Origin of the sequence: Pseudomonas fluorescens, assembly GCF_002022275.1 — a bacterium.
Taxonomy (GTDB): Bacteria; Pseudomonadota; Gammaproteobacteria; order Pseudomonadales; family Pseudomonadaceae; genus Aquipseudomonas; species Aquipseudomonas fluorescens_AJ.
In genome coordinates, this window is record NZ_MSDF01000014.1 from 777,187 (window position 1) to 793,558 (window position 16,372).

Sequence of the window (16,372 nt, forward strand, 5' to 3'; positions counted from 1 at the left end):
GCGTACAGCCGCCACCCATTACGTGGAAGTAGTGCTTGGCGGTCCCTTGATACGTTAGGAGCCAGACCATGCAAGCGCTTACCCCTGATCCACCGTTAAATCCTGAAGTCTTCACCCGCCACCACCACCAACTGCACGCCGCGCTGATCGACGCCGAACCCTGGTTCAGCGCCAGTGACATCGGTCATCTGATGGGCTTGCACCTCAACCCCGCGTTACTGCGCAAGCTCGATCCCGACCAACAGCAAATCCAGCCCCTGATCACCCACGGCCATGCGGCGCCGACCTTGATGGTCAGCGAATCTGGCGTCTATGCGCTGCTTATCTATCACTACTACCCGGAAAACCGCTGCTTGCGGCAGTGGCTCACCCATGAGGTGGTGCCGGCTTTGCGCGCTGAACAGCGGGCCTGACTCCACCAGCAACACAAAACAACTGCGACGATCATTCCCACGCTCTGCGTGGGAATGCCGCCCTGGACGCTCTGCGTCCGCTCTTGAGGGTCGTGACGCGGAGCGTCACAGGATGCATTCCCACGCGGAGCGTGGGAACGATCAATCTCCGGTGTTTGGGAGATCGGGTTACATCAGAACGCCGGCTTGATCGCGCCTTTGTACTTCTCTTCGATGAATTTCTTCACCTCAGGCGTGTGCAGGGCGGCTACCAGCTTCTTCACGGCGTCCGAATCCTTGTTGTCTTCGCGGGTCACCAGAATGTTCACGTAAGGCGAGTCGCTGCCTTCGATCACCAGGGCGTCCTTGGACGGGTCCAGTTTGGCTTCCAGCGCGTAGTTGGTGTTGATCAGCGCCAGGTCAACCTGGGTCAGCACGCGTGGCAGCGTGGCGGCTTCCAGTTCGCGGAATTTCAGGTTTTTCGGGTTGCCGGTGATGTCCTTGATGGTCGACAGAATGTTAGTCGGGTCCTTCAGGGTGATCAGGCCGTTCTTGGCCAGCAGCAACAGCGCGCGGCCGCCGTTGGTGGCGTCGTTCGGGATTACGACGTTGGCACCGCTTGGCAACTCGTCGAGTTTTTTGTACTTGCTGGAGTAGGCGCCCAGAGGCTCCAGGTGCACAGCGCCGACGCTCACCAGGTGAGTGCCCTTGGCCTTGTTGAACTCATCCAGGTACGGCTGGTGCTGGAAGAAGTTGGCGTCCAGGCGCTTTTCAGCCACCTGAACGTTCGGCTGCACGTAGTCGGTGAAGACTTTGACCTGCAAATCCACGCCTTCTTTGGCCAACGCAGGTTTCACGAATTCGAGAATTTCCGCGTGTGGCACAGGCGACGCGGCGACCGTGAGGGTCTCGGCGGCGTGGGCGGAAAACGCAGCAACGGCGGCGAAAGCAACCAGTAGTTTTTTCATCCAACAAGCTCCTTGTTCGGGCATGGGCCGGCGGGGGCCGGCCATGGCCGTTATTTTCGAGAAAAGTGCACCACCAGCTTGTCGCCGACGGTTTGCAGAATTTGCACCAGGATCAACAGCATCACCACCGTGACTACCATCACATCGGTCTGGAAGCGCTGGTAACCAAAGCGAATCGCCAGGTCACCCAAGCCACCGGCGCCGACGACACCGGCCATGGCCGTGTAGGAAACCAGTGTAATCGCCGTCACCGTAATCGCTGCGAAAATGCCGGGGCGGGCTTCGGGCAGCAAGGCGTTGGTGATGATCTGGCGTGTGGTGGCGCCCATGGACTGAGTGGCTTCGATGATGCCGCGGTCCACTTCACGCAAGGCAGTTTCCACCAACCGCGCAAAGAACGGCGTGGCACCCACGACCAGCGGAGGAATCGCACCGGCCACGCCCAGCGATGTGCCGGTAAGCAGCACCGTGAACGGAATCATCACGATCAGCAAGATGATGAACGGCAGCGAACGCAGGATGTTCACGATCAGCGACAGAAAGGCGTACAGGCCCTTTTGTTCGAACAGTTGGCGCGGGCTGGTCAGGAACAACAGCACGCCCAGCGGCAGGCCGAGCACCACGGTGAAGAACAGCGAGCCGAACAGCATGGTCATGGTGTCGCCGGTGGCGAGCCAGATTTCCGACCAGTCGATATTGGCGAAGAAACTCAACAAAACATCCATTAGCGCAGAACCTCCATGTGGACGTCTGCCGCAGTAAAGCGGGCGAAAGCGGCTTCCATGTCCCCACCGGTCACGGCGAGGGTCAGTTGGCCGTAGGGCGTGTCTTTAATGTGGTCGATGCGACCGGCGAGGATGCTGTAGTCCACCCCCGTTTCACGGGCGACGGTTCCCAACAATGGCGCGTAGGTCGCTTCGCCCTGGAACGTCAGGCGCACGATGCGGCCCGGCACGTGGGCGAACACATCGTGTTGCTCGCCCTCATCGACCTGCTCGGCTTCTTGTACGAAGCGCTTGGTGGTCGGGTGTTGCGGGTGCAGGAACACGTCGGTCACCGAGCCTTGCTCGACGATCACGCCCGCGTCCAGCACGGCCACCTGGTCGCACACGCGGCGGATCACGTCCATTTCATGGGTGATCAGCACGATGGTCAGCTTCAGCTCGCGGTTGATCTCGGCCAGCAGTTTGAGCACCGAGGCGGTGGTTTGCGGGTCGAGGGCGCTGGTGGCTTCGTCGCACAGCAGGATTTTTGGCTTGGTCGCCAGGGCGCGGGCGATGCCGACGCGCTGCTTCTGGCCACCGGACAACTGCGCCGGGTACTTTTTGGCGTGGTCCGACAGGCCGACACGGGCGAGCAATTCAGCCACGCGTTGGTCGATTTCCTTGCGCGACAATTCGCCGGCCAGGGTCAGTGGCAGCGCCACGTTGTCGGCGACGGTCTTGGACGCCAGCAGGTTGAAGTGCTGGAAGATCATCCCGACTTGCTGGCGGAAACGGCGCAGGCCGTTGGCGTCCAGCGCGGTGACCTCTTCGCCGTCGACATTGATCTGGCCGCCGCTCGGTTCTTCGAGGCGGTTGATCAGGCGCAGCAGGGTGCTTTTACCCGCGCCCGAGTGGCCGATGAGGCCAAACACCTGGCCGTTTTCAACGCGCAGGCTGGTGGGGTGCAGGGCGGGAATATCCTTACCGGCGACGCGGTAGGTTTTATGGACGTTATGAAACTCGATCACGTAGCGAACCTTGTGGGGCGCATGGAAAAGGGATCAGCGGTTAGCCGGGCGCGCATTTTAGCCTGTCCGTATAGCGTTTCTTAGCATTTATTTCGCATTCATCCAGCGATTTGGCAATAACGCGATCAAAGGTCATAAAAAAGGAACGGCCCAAAACCCCATCAGTCACTACTTAAGCAACTCAATTTCCCGGGTGCCGTGCCTGGGCCTGAATAAGGAGTTTTGACTGATGAGTACGAAAAAGCCAAAGAGCGAACTCGCCGGAACCGACACCCTGGACCGCAATAACACCAACGCCAAGTTGCAGGCCCTGGAAGAGTTCCGTTCCGACGCTACCGGCCAAGCCCTGCGCACCAACCAGGGCGTGAAGATTTCCGACAACCAGAACAGCCTGAAAGTCGGCGCGCGTGGCCCGTCGCTGCTCGAAGACTTCATCATGCGTGAGAAAATCACGCACTTTGACCATGAGCGTATTCCGGAGCGCATCGTGCATGCCCGCGGCACTGGCGCCCATGGTTATTTCCAGACCTACGAAAACCATTCTGCGCTGACCAAGGCGGGTTTCTTGCGCGACCCGGGCCATAAAACCCCGGTGTTTACGCGTTTTTCCACCGTACAAGGCCCGCGCGGCTCGGGCGATACCGTGCGCGACGTACGCGGCTTTGCCGTGAAGTTTTTCACTGAGGAAGGCAACTTCGACCTAGTCGGCAACAACATGCCGGTCTTTTTCATTCAGGACGCGATCAAGTTTCCTGACTTCGTGCACGCGGTAAAACCCGAGCCACACAACGAAATTCCTACGGGCGGTTCGGCCCACGATACGTTCTGGGATTTTGTCTCGCTGCAGCCGGAGTCGGCGCACATGGTCATCTGGGCCATGTCCGACCGTGCCATTCCAAAAAGCCTGCGCAGCATGCAGGGCTTTGGCGTGCACACTTTCCGCCTGGTCAATGCCGAAGGTAAATCCAACTTCGTCAAATTCCACTGGCGCCCTACTGCGGGTACCTGCTCGCTGGTGTGGGACGAAGCGCAAAAGCTTGCCGGTAAAGATACCGACTTCCACCGGCGCGATCTGTGGGAAGCCATCGAGATGGGCGACTACCCGGAGTGGGAGCTGGGTGTGCAGGTGATTCCTGAAGACAAGGAGCATGCCTTCGACTTCGACATCCTCGACCCGACCAAGCTGATCCCCGAAGAGCTGGTGCCAATCACGCCGCTGGGCAAGATGGTGCTCAACCGCAACCCGGACAACTTCTTTGCCGAAGTGGAGCAAGTTGCGTTCTGCCCAGGCCATATCGTGCCGGGTATCGACTTCTCCAATGACCCGCTGCTGCAAGGTCGGCTGTTTTCCTACACCGACACGCAGATCAGCCGACTGGGCGGCCCGAACTTTCATGAGTTGCCGATCAATCGGCCGGTCGCGCCGTTTCATAACGGCCAGCGCGATGCCATGCACCGCACCACCATCGACAAAGGGCGCGCGGCCTATGAGCCGAACTCCATTGATGGCGGCTGGCCCAAAGAAACCCCGCCTGCGGCTCAGGACGGTGGTTTTGAGTCGTATCACGAGCGTATTGACGCCCACAAAGTGCGTGAGCGCAGTGAATCGTTTGGCGACCACTTCTCCCAGGCACGCCTGTTCTTCCGCAGCATGAGCAAGCACGAGCAAGAGCACATTATCGCGGCGTACAGCTTTGAGCTGGGCAAAGTGGAGCGTGAGTTTATTCGTGCACGTCAGGTCAACGAGATTCTGGCCAACATTGACCTGGAGCTGGCCAAGCGTGTGGCGCAGAACCTCGGCTTGCCGGTGCCAAGCAAAGGCACGGTGCCTGAGCGCGAGACTTCACTGGCGCGTTCGCCGGCGTTGAGCCAGGCCAACCTGCTGCCGGGCGATATCAAAACGCGCAAAGTCGCGATCCTTGCGGCGAATGGCGTGGACGGCGTCGCGATTGCAGCGTTGAAGAAGGCGTTGGAGGCTGAAGGTGCACACGCCAAGTTGCTGGGCCCGACGTCGGCGCCGGTGACCACGGCCGATGGCAAGAGCCTGCCGGTGGATGCTTCGATGGAAGGTTTGCCGTCGGTGGCGTTTGACGCGGTGTTTATCCCGGGCGGGAAAGAGTCGGTGAAGGCACTGAGTGGCGACGGCGTGGCACTGCATTATGTACTGGAGGCTTACAAGCACCTGAAGGCGATTGCGGTGGCCAGCGATGTGAAGCCGTTGCTGGAGCAACTGAAGCTTGAGCCGGATGCGGGGCTGATCGTCGGGGCGGATGCCAAGGCGTTCAAGGCGTTCTTTGCTGCGATTGGGCAGCATCGGGTTTGGGATCGGGAGGCTAAGGCCAAGGCGATTCCGGCTTAAGCTTTTGGTTGCCTGCGATGCTTTTGCCTTAGTCCGCCTTGCGCGGAATAAGCACGACTTGCGCCGGGATGTGTTTCAAAATCTGCCGGTGAATTTTCAGGTCATACCCCGAATCAATTCTTTTCACCCGTTTGGTCAGCAGTGTAGCCAGCCACGGGTAATCCTCGGTGCGCGGCGCCTGGATACTCACATCACACTGGTAATTCACCACATCGGTGGCGATCGCATCCAGTTGGTGGCGAAGTTCTTCAATATCGGTGAGGTTCAACGCAACCGTGGTGCTTTCAGCCGCCGGGTCGATGACCTTGGCCGCCGGCTTGGCTTCGGCGGCCTTCAAGGCGGCTTCGGCCTGGTCCAGCTCGGCTTTGCGGGCGTGGCTGATGGCGCTGTTCACGCCGCCGGTCAGCGCGGGCGCTTTGGGCATCAATGCGCGGGCGCGGCTCAGGGCCGTGGCGGCAGCGTTGACATCGCCTTTTTGCAACACAATCTGGCTGCGCTGCAGGTAGGCTTCGGCCAATTGGCGCTGGTAGGTTTCGAGTGCAGGGTCGTTTGGCGACTGCGCTTGCAGGGCGGCCAGTTCGTCTTCGGCGGTGGCCAACTCGCTGCTGGCGAGGTTTTGTTCCAGCTGCGCGATGGCCGCAGCGCGAGCGTCCGGCACCTCGGGGGCGGCGGGCGATGTGCTTTGACAGGCGCCCAGCAGCAGGGAAAATGCGGCAAGGAGCAGATAACGGGAGGTGAACAGCTTCATTCCTGCGACTCTCTAATTGCGCAAAAAGCGAGCAAGTCTACACCCCTCGACGGGGCAGAACAAAACTCAGCAGAAACAGGGCGGCCGCCGTAACCACAATCGACGGCCCCGCTGGCGTGTCCTTGAACCAGGACAACGCCAGGCCCCCGCACACTGCGAGCATCCCCAACAGGCTGGCGCCGATGGCCATTTGTTCCGGTGAACGGGCGTGGCGCTGGGCGGCGGCGGCGGGAATGATCAGCAGCGACGTAATCAACAATACGCCGACTATCTTCATCGCGACAGCAATCACCACGGCGATCAACAGCATCAGGGTCATGCGCAGCGCCGGCACGGGCAGGCCTTCCACGGTCGCCAGCTCTTCATGCACGGTAATCGCCAGCAACGGGCGCCACAGGGTCACGAGCAGCACCAGCACGGCGGCGCTGCCACCGAGGATCCACGCAAGGTCGGTGGGGCTGATCGCCAGCAGGTCGCCGAACAGATACGCCATCAGGTCAATACGCACTTCGTGCATGAAGCTCAGAACCACCAGGCCCAAGGACAACGTGCTTGGCGCGAGAATGCCCAGCAAGGTGTCGGAGGCCAGCGGCTGGCGCTGTTGCAGGGTCACCAGCAGCACTGCCAGCAGCAGGCAGCCCACGGTCACGGCGATGGTCGGGCTTACATCCAACAAAAAGCCCATGGCCACGCCCAGCAGCGCGGCGTGCGACAACGTGTCGCCGAAGTAGGCCATGCGCCGCCACACCACAAACGAGCCCAACGGGCCCGCCACCAACGCCAAAGCCAAGCCTGCCAGCAGGGCGTAAAGCAGAAAATCAGCCATGCTTGCAGCTATCTCCATGAACGTGAGCGTGAGGTGTGGCGGGGTCGTCGACCACGGCACCGTGCAAATCGTGGGCGTGGTCGTGATGGTGGTGATAAATCGCCAGACTTTGCGCGTTCTTGCCGAACAGCTCGACGAACGCCGGGTCGCCGCTGACCTGTTCCGGGTGGCCGGAGCAGCACACGTGACGGTTCAGGCACACCACCTGGTCGGTGGTGCTCATGACTAGGTGCAGGTCGTGGGAGACCATCAGCACGCCGCAGCCATGACGGTCGCGCAGACGCGTGATCAGGCTGTACAGCTCGGCCTGGCCGGCGACGTCGACGCCTTGCACGGGTTCATCCAGCACCAGCAGTTCCGGCTCGCGCAACAAGGCGCGGGCCAGCAGAACGCGCTGCATTTCGCCGCCGGAGATGCTTTGCACCGGGCTGTCGATCACCTGTTCGGCGCCGACTTCCTTGAGTGCAGACTGGGCGCGGGCTCGGTCTACGCCGGGCACCAGGCGCAAAAAGCGCAATACTGACAGCGGCAGCGTCGGGTCCACATGCAGTTTTTGCGGCATGTAACCCACGCGCAGCTTGGGCTTGCGCCACACCGTGCCGCTGTCGGGCTTGAGTAAACCGAGCACGGCGCGCACGAGGGTCGTCTTGCCGGCGCCGTTCGGGCCGATCAGTGTGACGATCTGCCCGGGCTCGACGCTCAACGCGATGTTATCCAGCACGTTTTGCCCGGCGAACGTGACCCCGACCTGCTCCAGGCGGATTAACGCATCGCTCATCAAGCCCCCTGGCAGCCCGAGCACAGGCCGACCACTTCGACCGTTTGCCCTTCGACCTTGAAGCCGACCTCGGCCGAGCTCTTGACGATGGCGTCGCTGATGCTTTTTTGCTCAAGTTCGATGGCGGCGTGGCATTCGCGGCAGATCAGGAACTGGCCCTGATGCGCGTGCTCCGGGTGGTTGCAGCCGACAAAGGCGTTGAGCGAAGCGATGCGGTGCACCAGGCCGTTTTCCAGCAGGAAATCCAGTGCGCGGTACACCGTCGGTGGCGCGGCGCGGCGGCCGTCTTGCTCGCTGAGCACGCCGAGAATGTCGTAGGCTCCCAGCGGCTTGTGGCTCTGCCACACCAATTCCAGCACGCGCCGACGCAAGGCGGTCAGGCGTAGGCCTTGGCGCAGGCACAGCGCATCGGCCTCCGACAGCGCAGTGTGCACGCAGTGAGAGTGGTCGTGGGGACGGCTGGCAAGCGGTGTTTTAGGCATGAGCGGCGACAGATATTTGATAGAGACGTTATTATGTTACCCGTTCCTACGCCATTGAGTGGTCATCGTGTCCCGACTTTTTCCCGTTTTTGTCGTATTTGTCACTAGTTTGTTCATTGCGGGTGCCGCTCAGGCCGAGGTCAAGGTGCTGACCAGCATCAAGCCATTGCAGCTCATCGCCGCCGCTGTGCAGGACGGTGTGGCGATTCCCGAGGTGCTGTTGCCGCCGGGCGCGTCGCCGCATAACTACGCGTTGCGGCCATCCGACGTACGGCGCGTGCAGTCGGTAGACCTGTTGTATTGGATCGGCCCGGACATGGAGACCTTTCTGCCACGCGTGTTGAAGGGGCGAAGCTTGCCAACCGTCGCCGTGCAGGACCTGCCGGGCATGAAGCTGCGTCGTTTCGCGGAAGATAGCCACTCCCACGCCGATGATGCCGACGAACACGACCACGATCACCGCCCGGGCAGCCTGGATGCGCATTTGTGGTTGTCGACGGTTAATGCGCGAGTGATTGCGGCGCGTATGGCGGCGGATCTTAGTGCTGCGGACCCGGCCAACGCTGCGCGTTACCAGAGCAACGTGAAGGCGTTTGATGAGCGTCTGGATGCGCTGGATGCGCGTCTGAAAGCCCGTCTGGCAGCCGTGGGCGACAAGCCTTACTTCGTGTTCCACGAGGCATTTGATTATTTCGAAGATGCTTACGGGTTGAAACACACCGGCGTGTTCAGTGTTGCCGCCGAAGTGCAGCCTGGTGCCCAGCATGTGTCGGCGATGCGTACGCGGTTGCAGGAAGTGGGCAAGACGTGTGTATTCAGCGAGCCGCCGTTGCGTCCGCGTTTGGCTGAGACGCTGGTTGCTGGTTTGCCGGTGAAGCTGGCGGAGCTGGATGCGTTGGGCGGTTACACGCCGGCGACGGCGCAGGGGTATGAGCAGGTCTTGGAAAAATTGGGGAATGATTTAGCCGGTTGCCTGGAATCACTGTAATCCCTGTGGGAGCTGGCTTGCCTGCGATAGCGGTGTGTCAGTCGACATAGCTATCGCAGGCAAGCCAGCTCCCACACTGACTGCGGTGATTTTTAGAGCGCGAACGGCAGGTGAACGCTGACCTGCTGACGCTGCGCCAACCGGTGCTCAAACTCTGCCGGATCGTGAATCAACACATCCTGCCCGGCAAACGACTCCGCCGCGATCAGGCGTGACAGCCAAAACCGCACGCACGCCACGCGCAACATCGTCGGCCACAACTCGGCTTCCTTCGCAGTGAACGGCCGCAGCCCCGCATAAGCCCCCAACAGCGCACGAGCACGCTGCCCATCAATCACGCCCTCGCCATCCGAACACCAGTCATTCAGGGCGATCGCCACGTCGTACAGCATCGGGCCAGAGCAGGCGTTGTAGAAGTCGATCAGTCCGGTGAGGTGCGTGCCTTCGAACATCGCGTTGTCGCGAAACAGGTCGGCATGCACGTTGGCGCGGGGCAGGGCGAGGATCTCGGCTTTGTGCGCCTCGATCTCGGTCAGCGCGTCTTGCAGCAGGCGCTGTTGCGCGTCGTTCAGGTGTGAAATCAGCTGCGCACCTTCACTGAGCATCCAGTCCAGCCCGCGATCGGTCTTGCGCTCCAGCACTTTCTCGCCTTGTGTCGCGAGGTGCAGATGGCCAAGCAGGTCGCCGACCTGGGCGCAATGCTGCGCGTTGGCATCCTTGATGTGCTTGCCGGCCAGGCGCGGTTGCAGCAGGGCCGGTTTACCCTTCAATTCACGCAGGGCCTCGCCGCCCGTGGTGCGCAGGGCATAGGGCACGGGCAGGTCGGCGTCGTGGAGCACGTCGAGCAGTTCGATGAAGAACGGCATTTCGGCGACCGGGCCGCGTTCAACCAGGGTCAGGACGAACTCGCCTTTCTCCAGGCTGACAAAAAAATTGGTGTTTTCGCTGCCGGCGGCAATCCCCTGGAAATCAAGCAGGCGGCCGAGCCCGTAAGGGGCGAGAAAGGTTTCCAGCTCGGGCCGAGCCAGGGGGGTGAACACAGACATGGTTAAAACTGCCAGTACGGGCGCCGCGGTGGGCGGCGCCGATTTAAGTTAAGAAATCATTTCCATTCGAAGATCTTCCATGACGGGATCAGCATATCCGGCTGGTCAGAGCGGATGAAGTTTGCGTCGGTTCCGTCCGCGCGCACCAGGAAATACGGCGGCGCGCCTTTAACCGTGACCTTGATCGCGTACAGGAAACCGTTTTGGCGGTATTCCTGGATGGTTCTGTCGCCTTCCGTGCGAATGGTCACTTCCGGATCGCCCGAAGGGGCGCTGTCCGCCGCCATGGCAGCCATCGGAGCGAGTGCAATCAAGCCAGTGAAGAGCAGGCGATTGAATGTACGCATGATAACCTTGTCCCTTTGTCGTCATTGGTCCGGCTATTCTAGCGCCTGACCCGCCGAAAAGGTTGATCCCTCTCATGAGCCAAGCCCCCCTCGTCCTGGTGGACGGTTCTTCATATTTGTACCGCGCGTTCCACGCGTTGCCACCGCTGACCACTTCCAAAGGCCTGCCGACCGGCGCGGTCAAGGGCGTGTTGAACATGCTCAAGAGCCTGCGCAAGCAGTATCCCGACAGCCCGTTTGCCGTCGTTTTCGACGCCAAGGGTGGGACTTTTCGCGATGACATGTACGCCGAGTACAAGGCCAACCGTCCGAGCATGCCTGATGACATGCGCTTGCAGATCGAACCCCTGCACCAAAGCGTAATCGCCCTGGGCTTTCCGCTGCTGTGCGTCGCCGGCGTCGAAGCCGATGACGTGATCGGCACGCTGGCCCGCAGCAGTGCGGCAGCCAGCCGCCCGGTGGTGATTTCCACCGGCGATAAGGACATGGCGCAGCTGGTCGACGGGCACATTACCTTGGTCAACACCATGACCGGTAGTGCGATGGACATCGAGGGCGTGAAGGAGAAATTCGGCGTCGCTCCCGAGCAGATCATCGACTATCTGGCCTTGATGGGCGATTCGTCCGACAACATCCCGGGCGTTCCGGGCATTGGCCCCAAAACCGCTTCGGGCCTGCTGATGGGCGTCAATGGCGGGATCAAAGAGCTCTATGAGCAGCTCGATATCGTGCCGACCCTGCCAATCCGTGGCGCCAAGACGCTGCCGGCCAAGCTGGAAGAGCACAAGGAGTCGGCATTCCTGTCCTACCAGTTGGCGACGATCAAGTGTGACGTGCCGCTGGACGTGGGCCTGGATGACTTGCACCTGATCGAGCCGGACCGTGAAAAGCTGCTGGAGCTGTACCAGTTGCTGGAGTTCAAAAGCTGGATCGACGACATTCAGCGCGACGCCAAGCGTGTGGAGCTCAAAGCGGCTCCAGTTGCAGACGTTGAGGCCGTTGCTGCCGCGCCTGTTAAGGCGACCTACACCACGATTCTCGACCAAGCGACTTTCGATACCTGGCTGAAGAAACTCAACGACGCCAAATTGTTTGCGTTCGATACCGAAACCACCGGCATCGACGCCCAGCAGGCACAGTTGGTCGGGGTTTCCTTTTCCGTTCAGCCCTTTGAAGCAGCCTACATTCCGCTGACCCATTCCTACATCGGTGCGCCGGAGCAACTGGACCGCGACACGGTTCTGCTAGCGCTGAAACCGTTGCTGGAAGACCCGACCAAGCTCAAGGTCGGTCAGCATGCCAAGTTCGACATGAACATCCTGGCCAACTGCGCCATCGGGGGCGACCCTGCGCAAGGCATCACCGTGCGCGGTATTGCGTTCGACACCATGCTTGAGTCCTACGTGTTGAACTCCACCGCGACCCGGCACGACATGGACAGCCTGGCCAAGAAGTACCTGGACTACGACACCGTCAGCTTCCAGGACATCGCCGGCAAAGGCGCCAAGCAGTTGACCTTCGACCAGATCGCGCTTGAGCAGGCCGGGCCATACGCCGCCGAAGATGCCGACATCACGCTGCGCCTGCATCAGGCGTTGCATGCGCAGCTAGCGGCTATTCCTACGCTGGCCAGTGTGCTGACCGACATTGAAATCCCGTTGGTTCCGGTGCTGGCGCGTATTGAACGCCAGGGCGCGCTGGTGGATTCCAAGCTGCTGGGCATCCAGAGCATCGAGCTGGGCGACAAGATGGTGGAGCTGGAGCGCCAGGCGTTCGAGATCGCCGGTGAGGAGTTCAACCTGGGCTCGCCCAAGCAACTGGGTGCCATCCTTTACGAAAAACTCGGTCTGCCGGTCCTGAAGAAAACCGGCAAGGGGCAGGCCTCCACGGCCGAGGAAGTGTTGGCCAAGCTGGCCGAAGATGACTTCCTGCTCCCGAAAGTGCTGATGCAGTACCGCAGCATGAGCAAGCTGAAAAGCACCTATACCGACCGCTTGCCGGAGCAGATCAACCCGCGCACCGGGCGCATTCACACGTCTTATCATCAGGCAGTGGCGGCGACCGGGCGTCTGTCTTCCAGCGACCCGAACCTGCAGAACATCCCGGTGCGCACGGCCGAAGGTCGGCGGATTCGCCAGGCGTTTGTTGCGCCGAAGGGCTACAAGCTGCTGGCGGCGGACTATTCGCAGATTGAACTGCGGATCATGGCGCATTTGTCCAAGGACGAAGGGCTGATGAATGCCTTCCGCAACGATCTGGACGTGCACACGGCCACGGCGGCGGAAGTGTTCAAGGTTGAGCTGACTGAAGTCACCTCGAATCAGCGTCGCAGCGCCAAGGCGATCAACTTTGGCCTGATCTACGGGATGGGCGCGCAGAAGCTGGGCAAGGACATTGGCGTCGATACCAAGACCGCCAAGGCCTATATCGATGTGTATTTCGCCCGCTACCCAGGGGTTCGCGAGTACATGGAGCGCACCCGTGCGCAGGCTGCCGATCAGGGGTTTGTCGAAACCATCTTCGGGCGTCGGCTTTACGTGCCGGATATCAACTCCAACAAACCTCAGGACCGCGCAGCCGCAGAACGCACGGCGATCAACGCGCCGATGCAGGGCACGGCGGCAGACATCATCAAGAAGGCCATGGTGCGCGTGGACAATTGGCTGACCGAGTCCGGCCTGGATGCCAAAGTGATCCTGCAGGTGCACGATGAATTGGTGGTTGAGGTGCGTGAAGACCTGGTCGCCGAAGTCAGCGAGAAGATTCGCGAGCACATGAGCGCTGCTGCTCAGCTGGACGTGCCATTGGTGGTTGACGTGGGCGTGGGCGATAACTGGGACGAGGCACACTGATCGCGCTGCTCTGCCATCACCGGGCGTGATGGCAGAATGCTTTAGTTCGGAAGTCGCCGTCAGTTATTTCAAATTGTTTTTCTGGTGCCGGAACTTAACCCGTGAATTGCTACTCAGAGTTACTGAATGGGTGGTGAAGCCCTTCAATGCTCCTATGTTGTGTTAAGTGTTGGCAGATATCTGGACCCCGCCCTAGCGGTCCGGAACTTGAACCCCGAACTTCCCCTCCCCATACGAAGTCCGGGGTTTTTTTTGCCCGCAGAAAAGTTATTCGGCGATTTCCGCGCCCTTGTCCGCCAATTCCATCCAGCCGGCCAGCACGGTGTAAGCATCTTCCAGGCCCATGCGCTTGGGCGCCGAGAACAGCTGGATGGTGATCGCATCACCCCAACCCTTACGGATTTCGGCCTGCACTTTGAGCAGCGTGTTCTTGGCCGCGCCGTAGGTCAGCTTGTCGGCCTTGGTCAGCAGAATGTGCATCGGCATGCCGCTGGCGACGGCCCAGTCGAGCATCAGCAGGTCGAAGTCGGTCATTGGATGACGGATGTCCATCATCAGAATCAGACCCTTCAAACTCTCGCGGCCACCCAGATAAGCCTCCAGGTGACGCTGCCAGTGCAGCTTCAACGGGATAGGTACTTTTGCGTAACCGTAGCCCGGCAGGTCGACCAGACGCCGATCATCGTCTAGCTTGAAGAAATTGAGTAGTTGCGTGCGGCCCGGGGTTTTCGAGGTGCGCGCCAGGCTGGCATGAGTCAGGGTGTTCAGCGCGCTGGATTTACCGGCGTTGGAACGGCCGGCAAAGGCGACTTCAAAGCCCTCGTCATCGGGGCATTGGTCAACTTTGGCGGCGCTGAGCATAAACGTGGACTGTTGGCACAGGCCAAGGATGGGATTCTTGAGTTGCATGAGATTTCCGATGTGGGCGGTGCCGAGAAAGGGTGCGGCAAGCGGTGTCGTTTCCGTTTCAGTAGCGCCAGTATATAATGCCGCAGATTTTGTGTGTGCTTTGTCCCAGCGAAGGATGAAGTTCACGGGAGCGAAAGACCTTCATTGCGCATTAGAACGCAAAACGCTCTCAAACCCTGAAAAGGTCGATGTATGACCCGATGGTTGCTCGCTTTTGGTGTGCTGATTCCGCTTTACGGCGCTCAGGCTACACAGGATCCGGAAGCGGTGTACAACCGAGTTTGCGTGGCTTGCCATGCCGGCCAGTTGCCTAACGCCCCCAAACGGGGTGATCAGGCCGCTTGGCAGCCAAGACTGGCCAAGGGCATGGACACGTTGGTGCAACACGTGACCCAGGGTTTCAAGGCAATGCCGCCGCGTGGTTTGTGCATGGACTGCAGTACTGAGGATTACCAGGCCATCATTGAGATGATGGTGAGTAAACCCGGTAGATAACTCTTAAACCCCTTAGCCGTAGTTGGATTAGCTGATGAACAAACTGATCGTGAGTCTGCTGTTGACCTTGGGCATCACCGGTGTTGCCCATGCTGCAGGCGACGCTACAGCCGGCCAGGCGAAAGCCGCCGTGTGTGGTGCTTGCCATGGACCGGACGGTAACAGCCCGGCACCGAACTTCCCCAAACTGGCGGGTCAAGGCGAACGTTACCTGACCAAGCAGATGCACGACATCAAGGACGGCAAGCGCACGGTGCTCGAAATGACCGGCTTGCTGACCAACCTCAGCGACCAGGACCTGGCAGACATCGCGGCGTATTTTGCCAGCCAGCACGGCAGTGTGGGAGCTGCTGATCCTAAAACCGTGGCTCACGGTGAAGAATTGTTCCGCGGCGGCAACCTGGAAAAGGGCATGCCTTCGTGCCTCGGTTGCCACTCGCCTAACGGCGCAGGCCTTGCTGCTGCAGGCTTCCCGCACTTGAGCGGCCAGCATGCGCAGTACATCGCCAAGCAGCTGACGGACTTCCGCGAAGGTAATCGCACCAACGATGGCGATACCAAAATCATGCAAACCATCGCCAACAAATTGAGCAATAAGGATATCGAAGCGGTTTCCCAGTACATCCAGGGCCTGCATTGATCGCAAGACTACGTTAACGCTCGATTAATCCATCGATGCAAGCATAAAAAGGGTGGCTCAGGCCGCCCTTTTTTGTGGCCGGTGCCGTTACACTAACGAACTCATGCCCGCGTAGACCTGTCACAACAAAGGTCGCGTGAGGCGACTTTATTTGTACAGGAGTAAAGCATGCGTAATCTGATCCTCAGCGCCGCTCTCGTCACTGCCAGCCTCTTCGGCATGACCGCACAAGCTGCCGACGTGCCGCTTGAAGCCGGTAAAACCTATGTTGAATTGGCCAACCCGGTCCCCGTTTCGGTACCCGGCAAGATCGAAGTGGTGGAGCTGTTCTGGTATGGCTGCCCGCATTGCTACGCTTTTGAACCGACCATCAACCCATGGGTTGAAAAACTGCCTTCCGACGTAAACTTCAAACGTATCCCGGCCATGTTCGGCGGCCCATGGGATGCCCACGGCCAACTGTTCCTGACCCTGGAAGCCATGGGTGTCGAGCACAAGGTTCACAACGCGGTATTCGACGCGATCCAGAAACAAGGCAAACGCCTGACCAAGCCTGACGAAATGGCTGACTTCGTTGCCACCCAGGGCGTCGACAAAGACAAATTCCTGGCCACCTTCAACTCCTTCGCTATCCAGGGCCAGATCAAACAGGCCAAGGAACTCGCGCAGAAGTACGGCGTGCAAGGCGTACCGACCATGATCGTCAACGGCAAATACCGCTTTGACCTGGGCACCACCGGTGGTCCTGAGCAAACTCTGAACGTTGCCGACCAGCTGATCGCCAAAGAGCGCGCAGCCAAGTAAGGGAGA

At 60.2% G+C, this 16,372-nt stretch carries 17 protein-coding genes; 7 read left to right on the top strand and 10 right to left on the bottom strand.

The features are described from left to right. The first annotated feature begins 68 nt into the window (after window positions 1-68). On the top strand, window positions 69-413 hold the full coding sequence (locus BFW87_RS11835; RefSeq protein WP_078739988.1) for a BRO-N domain-containing protein: 345 nt from the start codon (window positions 69-71) through the stop codon (window positions 411-413). A 173-nt stretch (window positions 414-586) separates the two neighbouring features. On the opposite strand, the gene BFW87_RS11840 is transcribed toward BFW87_RS11835, so the two are convergent. From BFW87_RS11840 to BFW87_RS11850, 3 genes are read right to left on the bottom strand one after another with little or no spacing between them, the layout of a single operon-like run. Continuing rightward, window positions 587-1,360 (bottom strand): MetQ/NlpA family ABC transporter substrate-binding protein, encoded by a 774-nt coding sequence (locus tag BFW87_RS11840; protein WP_078739989.1) that lies wholly within the window; start codon window positions 1,358-1,360, stop codon window positions 587-589. Between the two features lie 50 nt (window positions 1,361-1,410). Beyond that, a complete protein-coding gene (locus BFW87_RS11845) occupies window positions 1,411-2,085 on the bottom strand; it encodes a methionine ABC transporter permease (RefSeq protein WP_078739990.1) in 675 nt (224 codons plus the stop codon). Next, entirely contained in the window at window positions 2,085-3,092 is a 1,008-nt protein-coding gene (locus BFW87_RS11850; RefSeq protein ID WP_078739991.1) for a methionine ABC transporter ATP-binding protein, read from the bottom strand. Before BFW87_RS11850 ends, BFW87_RS11845 begins: the two co-directional genes overlap by 1 nt. Window positions 3,093-3,321: 229 nt before the next feature. Between BFW87_RS11850 and katE the strand changes: the two genes are divergently transcribed. Then, on the top strand, window positions 3,322-5,451 hold the full coding sequence (gene katE, locus BFW87_RS11855) for a catalase HPII (protein WP_078739992.1): 2,130 nt from the start codon (window positions 3,322-3,324) through the stop codon (window positions 5,449-5,451). Between the two features lie 28 nt (window positions 5,452-5,479). Here the strand turns inward: katE and BFW87_RS11860 are convergent, their stop codons facing one another. Genes BFW87_RS11860 through zur form a run of 4 tightly spaced genes read right to left on the bottom strand, consistent with a single transcriptional unit; the run spans window position 5,480 to window position 8,285 of the window. Then, window positions 5,480-6,199: a PA5502 family lipoprotein gene (locus BFW87_RS11860; protein ID WP_078739993.1), complete on the bottom strand. Its 720-nt coding sequence runs from the start codon at window positions 6,197-6,199 to the stop codon at window positions 5,480-5,482. A 37-nt stretch (window positions 6,200-6,236) separates the two neighbouring features. Next, window positions 6,237-7,025, bottom strand: a complete 789-nt coding sequence (znuB, locus tag BFW87_RS11865) for a zinc ABC transporter permease subunit ZnuB (protein ID WP_058421933.1) — start codon at window positions 7,023-7,025, stop codon at window positions 6,237-6,239. Next, on the bottom strand, window positions 7,018-7,803 hold the full coding sequence (znuC, locus tag BFW87_RS11870; protein ID WP_078739994.1) for a zinc ABC transporter ATP-binding protein ZnuC: 786 nt from the start codon (window positions 7,801-7,803) through the stop codon (window positions 7,018-7,020). Before znuC ends, znuB begins: the two co-directional genes overlap by 8 nt. Continuing rightward, window positions 7,803-8,285 carry a zinc uptake transcriptional repressor Zur gene (gene zur, locus BFW87_RS11875; RefSeq protein WP_078739995.1) on the bottom strand — a complete coding sequence of 161 codons (483 nt, stop codon included), beginning with the start codon at window positions 8,283-8,285 and terminating at the stop codon, window positions 7,803-7,805. The genes znuC and zur overlap by 1 nt, the downstream gene beginning before the upstream one ends. Before the next feature lie 58 nt (window positions 8,286-8,343). On the opposite strand from zur, the gene BFW87_RS11880 reads away from it, so the two are divergent. Beyond that, complete coding sequence (locus BFW87_RS11880; RefSeq protein WP_078739996.1) at window positions 8,344-9,273, top strand: zinc ABC transporter substrate-binding protein ZnuA; 930 nt, start codon at window positions 8,344-8,346, stop codon at window positions 9,271-9,273. Window positions 9,274-9,365: 92 nt separating this feature from the next. On the opposite strand, the gene BFW87_RS11885 is transcribed toward BFW87_RS11880, so the two are convergent. After that, a complete protein-coding gene (locus tag BFW87_RS11885; RefSeq protein WP_078739997.1) occupies window positions 9,366-10,319 on the bottom strand; it encodes a homoserine kinase in 954 nt (317 codons plus the stop codon). 56 nt (window positions 10,320-10,375) lie between these two features. Further along, window positions 10,376-10,666: a DUF2782 domain-containing protein gene (locus tag BFW87_RS11890; protein ID WP_078739998.1), complete on the bottom strand. Its 291-nt coding sequence runs from the start codon at window positions 10,664-10,666 to the stop codon at window positions 10,376-10,378. A 74-nt stretch (window positions 10,667-10,740) separates the two neighbouring features. On the opposite strand from BFW87_RS11890, the gene polA reads away from it, so the two are divergent. Continuing rightward, window positions 10,741-13,518, top strand: coding sequence for a DNA polymerase I (gene polA / locus BFW87_RS11895; RefSeq protein ID WP_078739999.1), 2,778 nt, complete (start codon window positions 10,741-10,743; stop codon window positions 13,516-13,518). Window positions 13,519-13,785: 267 nt separating this feature from the next. Here polA and yihA read toward each other — a convergent pair whose 3' ends face one another. Next, window positions 13,786-14,427, bottom strand: a complete 642-nt coding sequence (gene yihA / locus BFW87_RS11900; protein WP_032862650.1) for a ribosome biogenesis GTP-binding protein YihA/YsxC — start codon at window positions 14,425-14,427, stop codon at window positions 13,786-13,788. Window positions 14,428-14,619: 192 nt separating this feature from the next. Between yihA and BFW87_RS11905 the strand changes: the two genes are divergently transcribed. From BFW87_RS11905 to dsbA, 3 genes are all read left to right on the top strand, one after another. Then, window positions 14,620-14,922: a c-type cytochrome gene (locus tag BFW87_RS11905; RefSeq protein WP_078740000.1), complete on the top strand. Its 303-nt coding sequence runs from the start codon at window positions 14,620-14,622 to the stop codon at window positions 14,920-14,922. 34 nt (window positions 14,923-14,956) lie between these two features. Beyond that, the gene (locus BFW87_RS11910; protein ID WP_078740001.1) at window positions 14,957-15,562 is read left to right on the top strand and encodes a c-type cytochrome; all 606 of its coding nucleotides are present in this window, start codon (window positions 14,957-14,959) and stop codon (window positions 15,560-15,562) included. Window positions 15,563-15,730: 168 nt separating this feature from the next. Then, on the top strand, window positions 15,731-16,366 hold the full coding sequence (dsbA, locus tag BFW87_RS11915) for a thiol:disulfide interchange protein DsbA (RefSeq protein ID WP_078740002.1): 636 nt from the start codon (window positions 15,731-15,733) through the stop codon (window positions 16,364-16,366). Window positions 16,367-16,372: the final 6 nt, after the last annotated feature.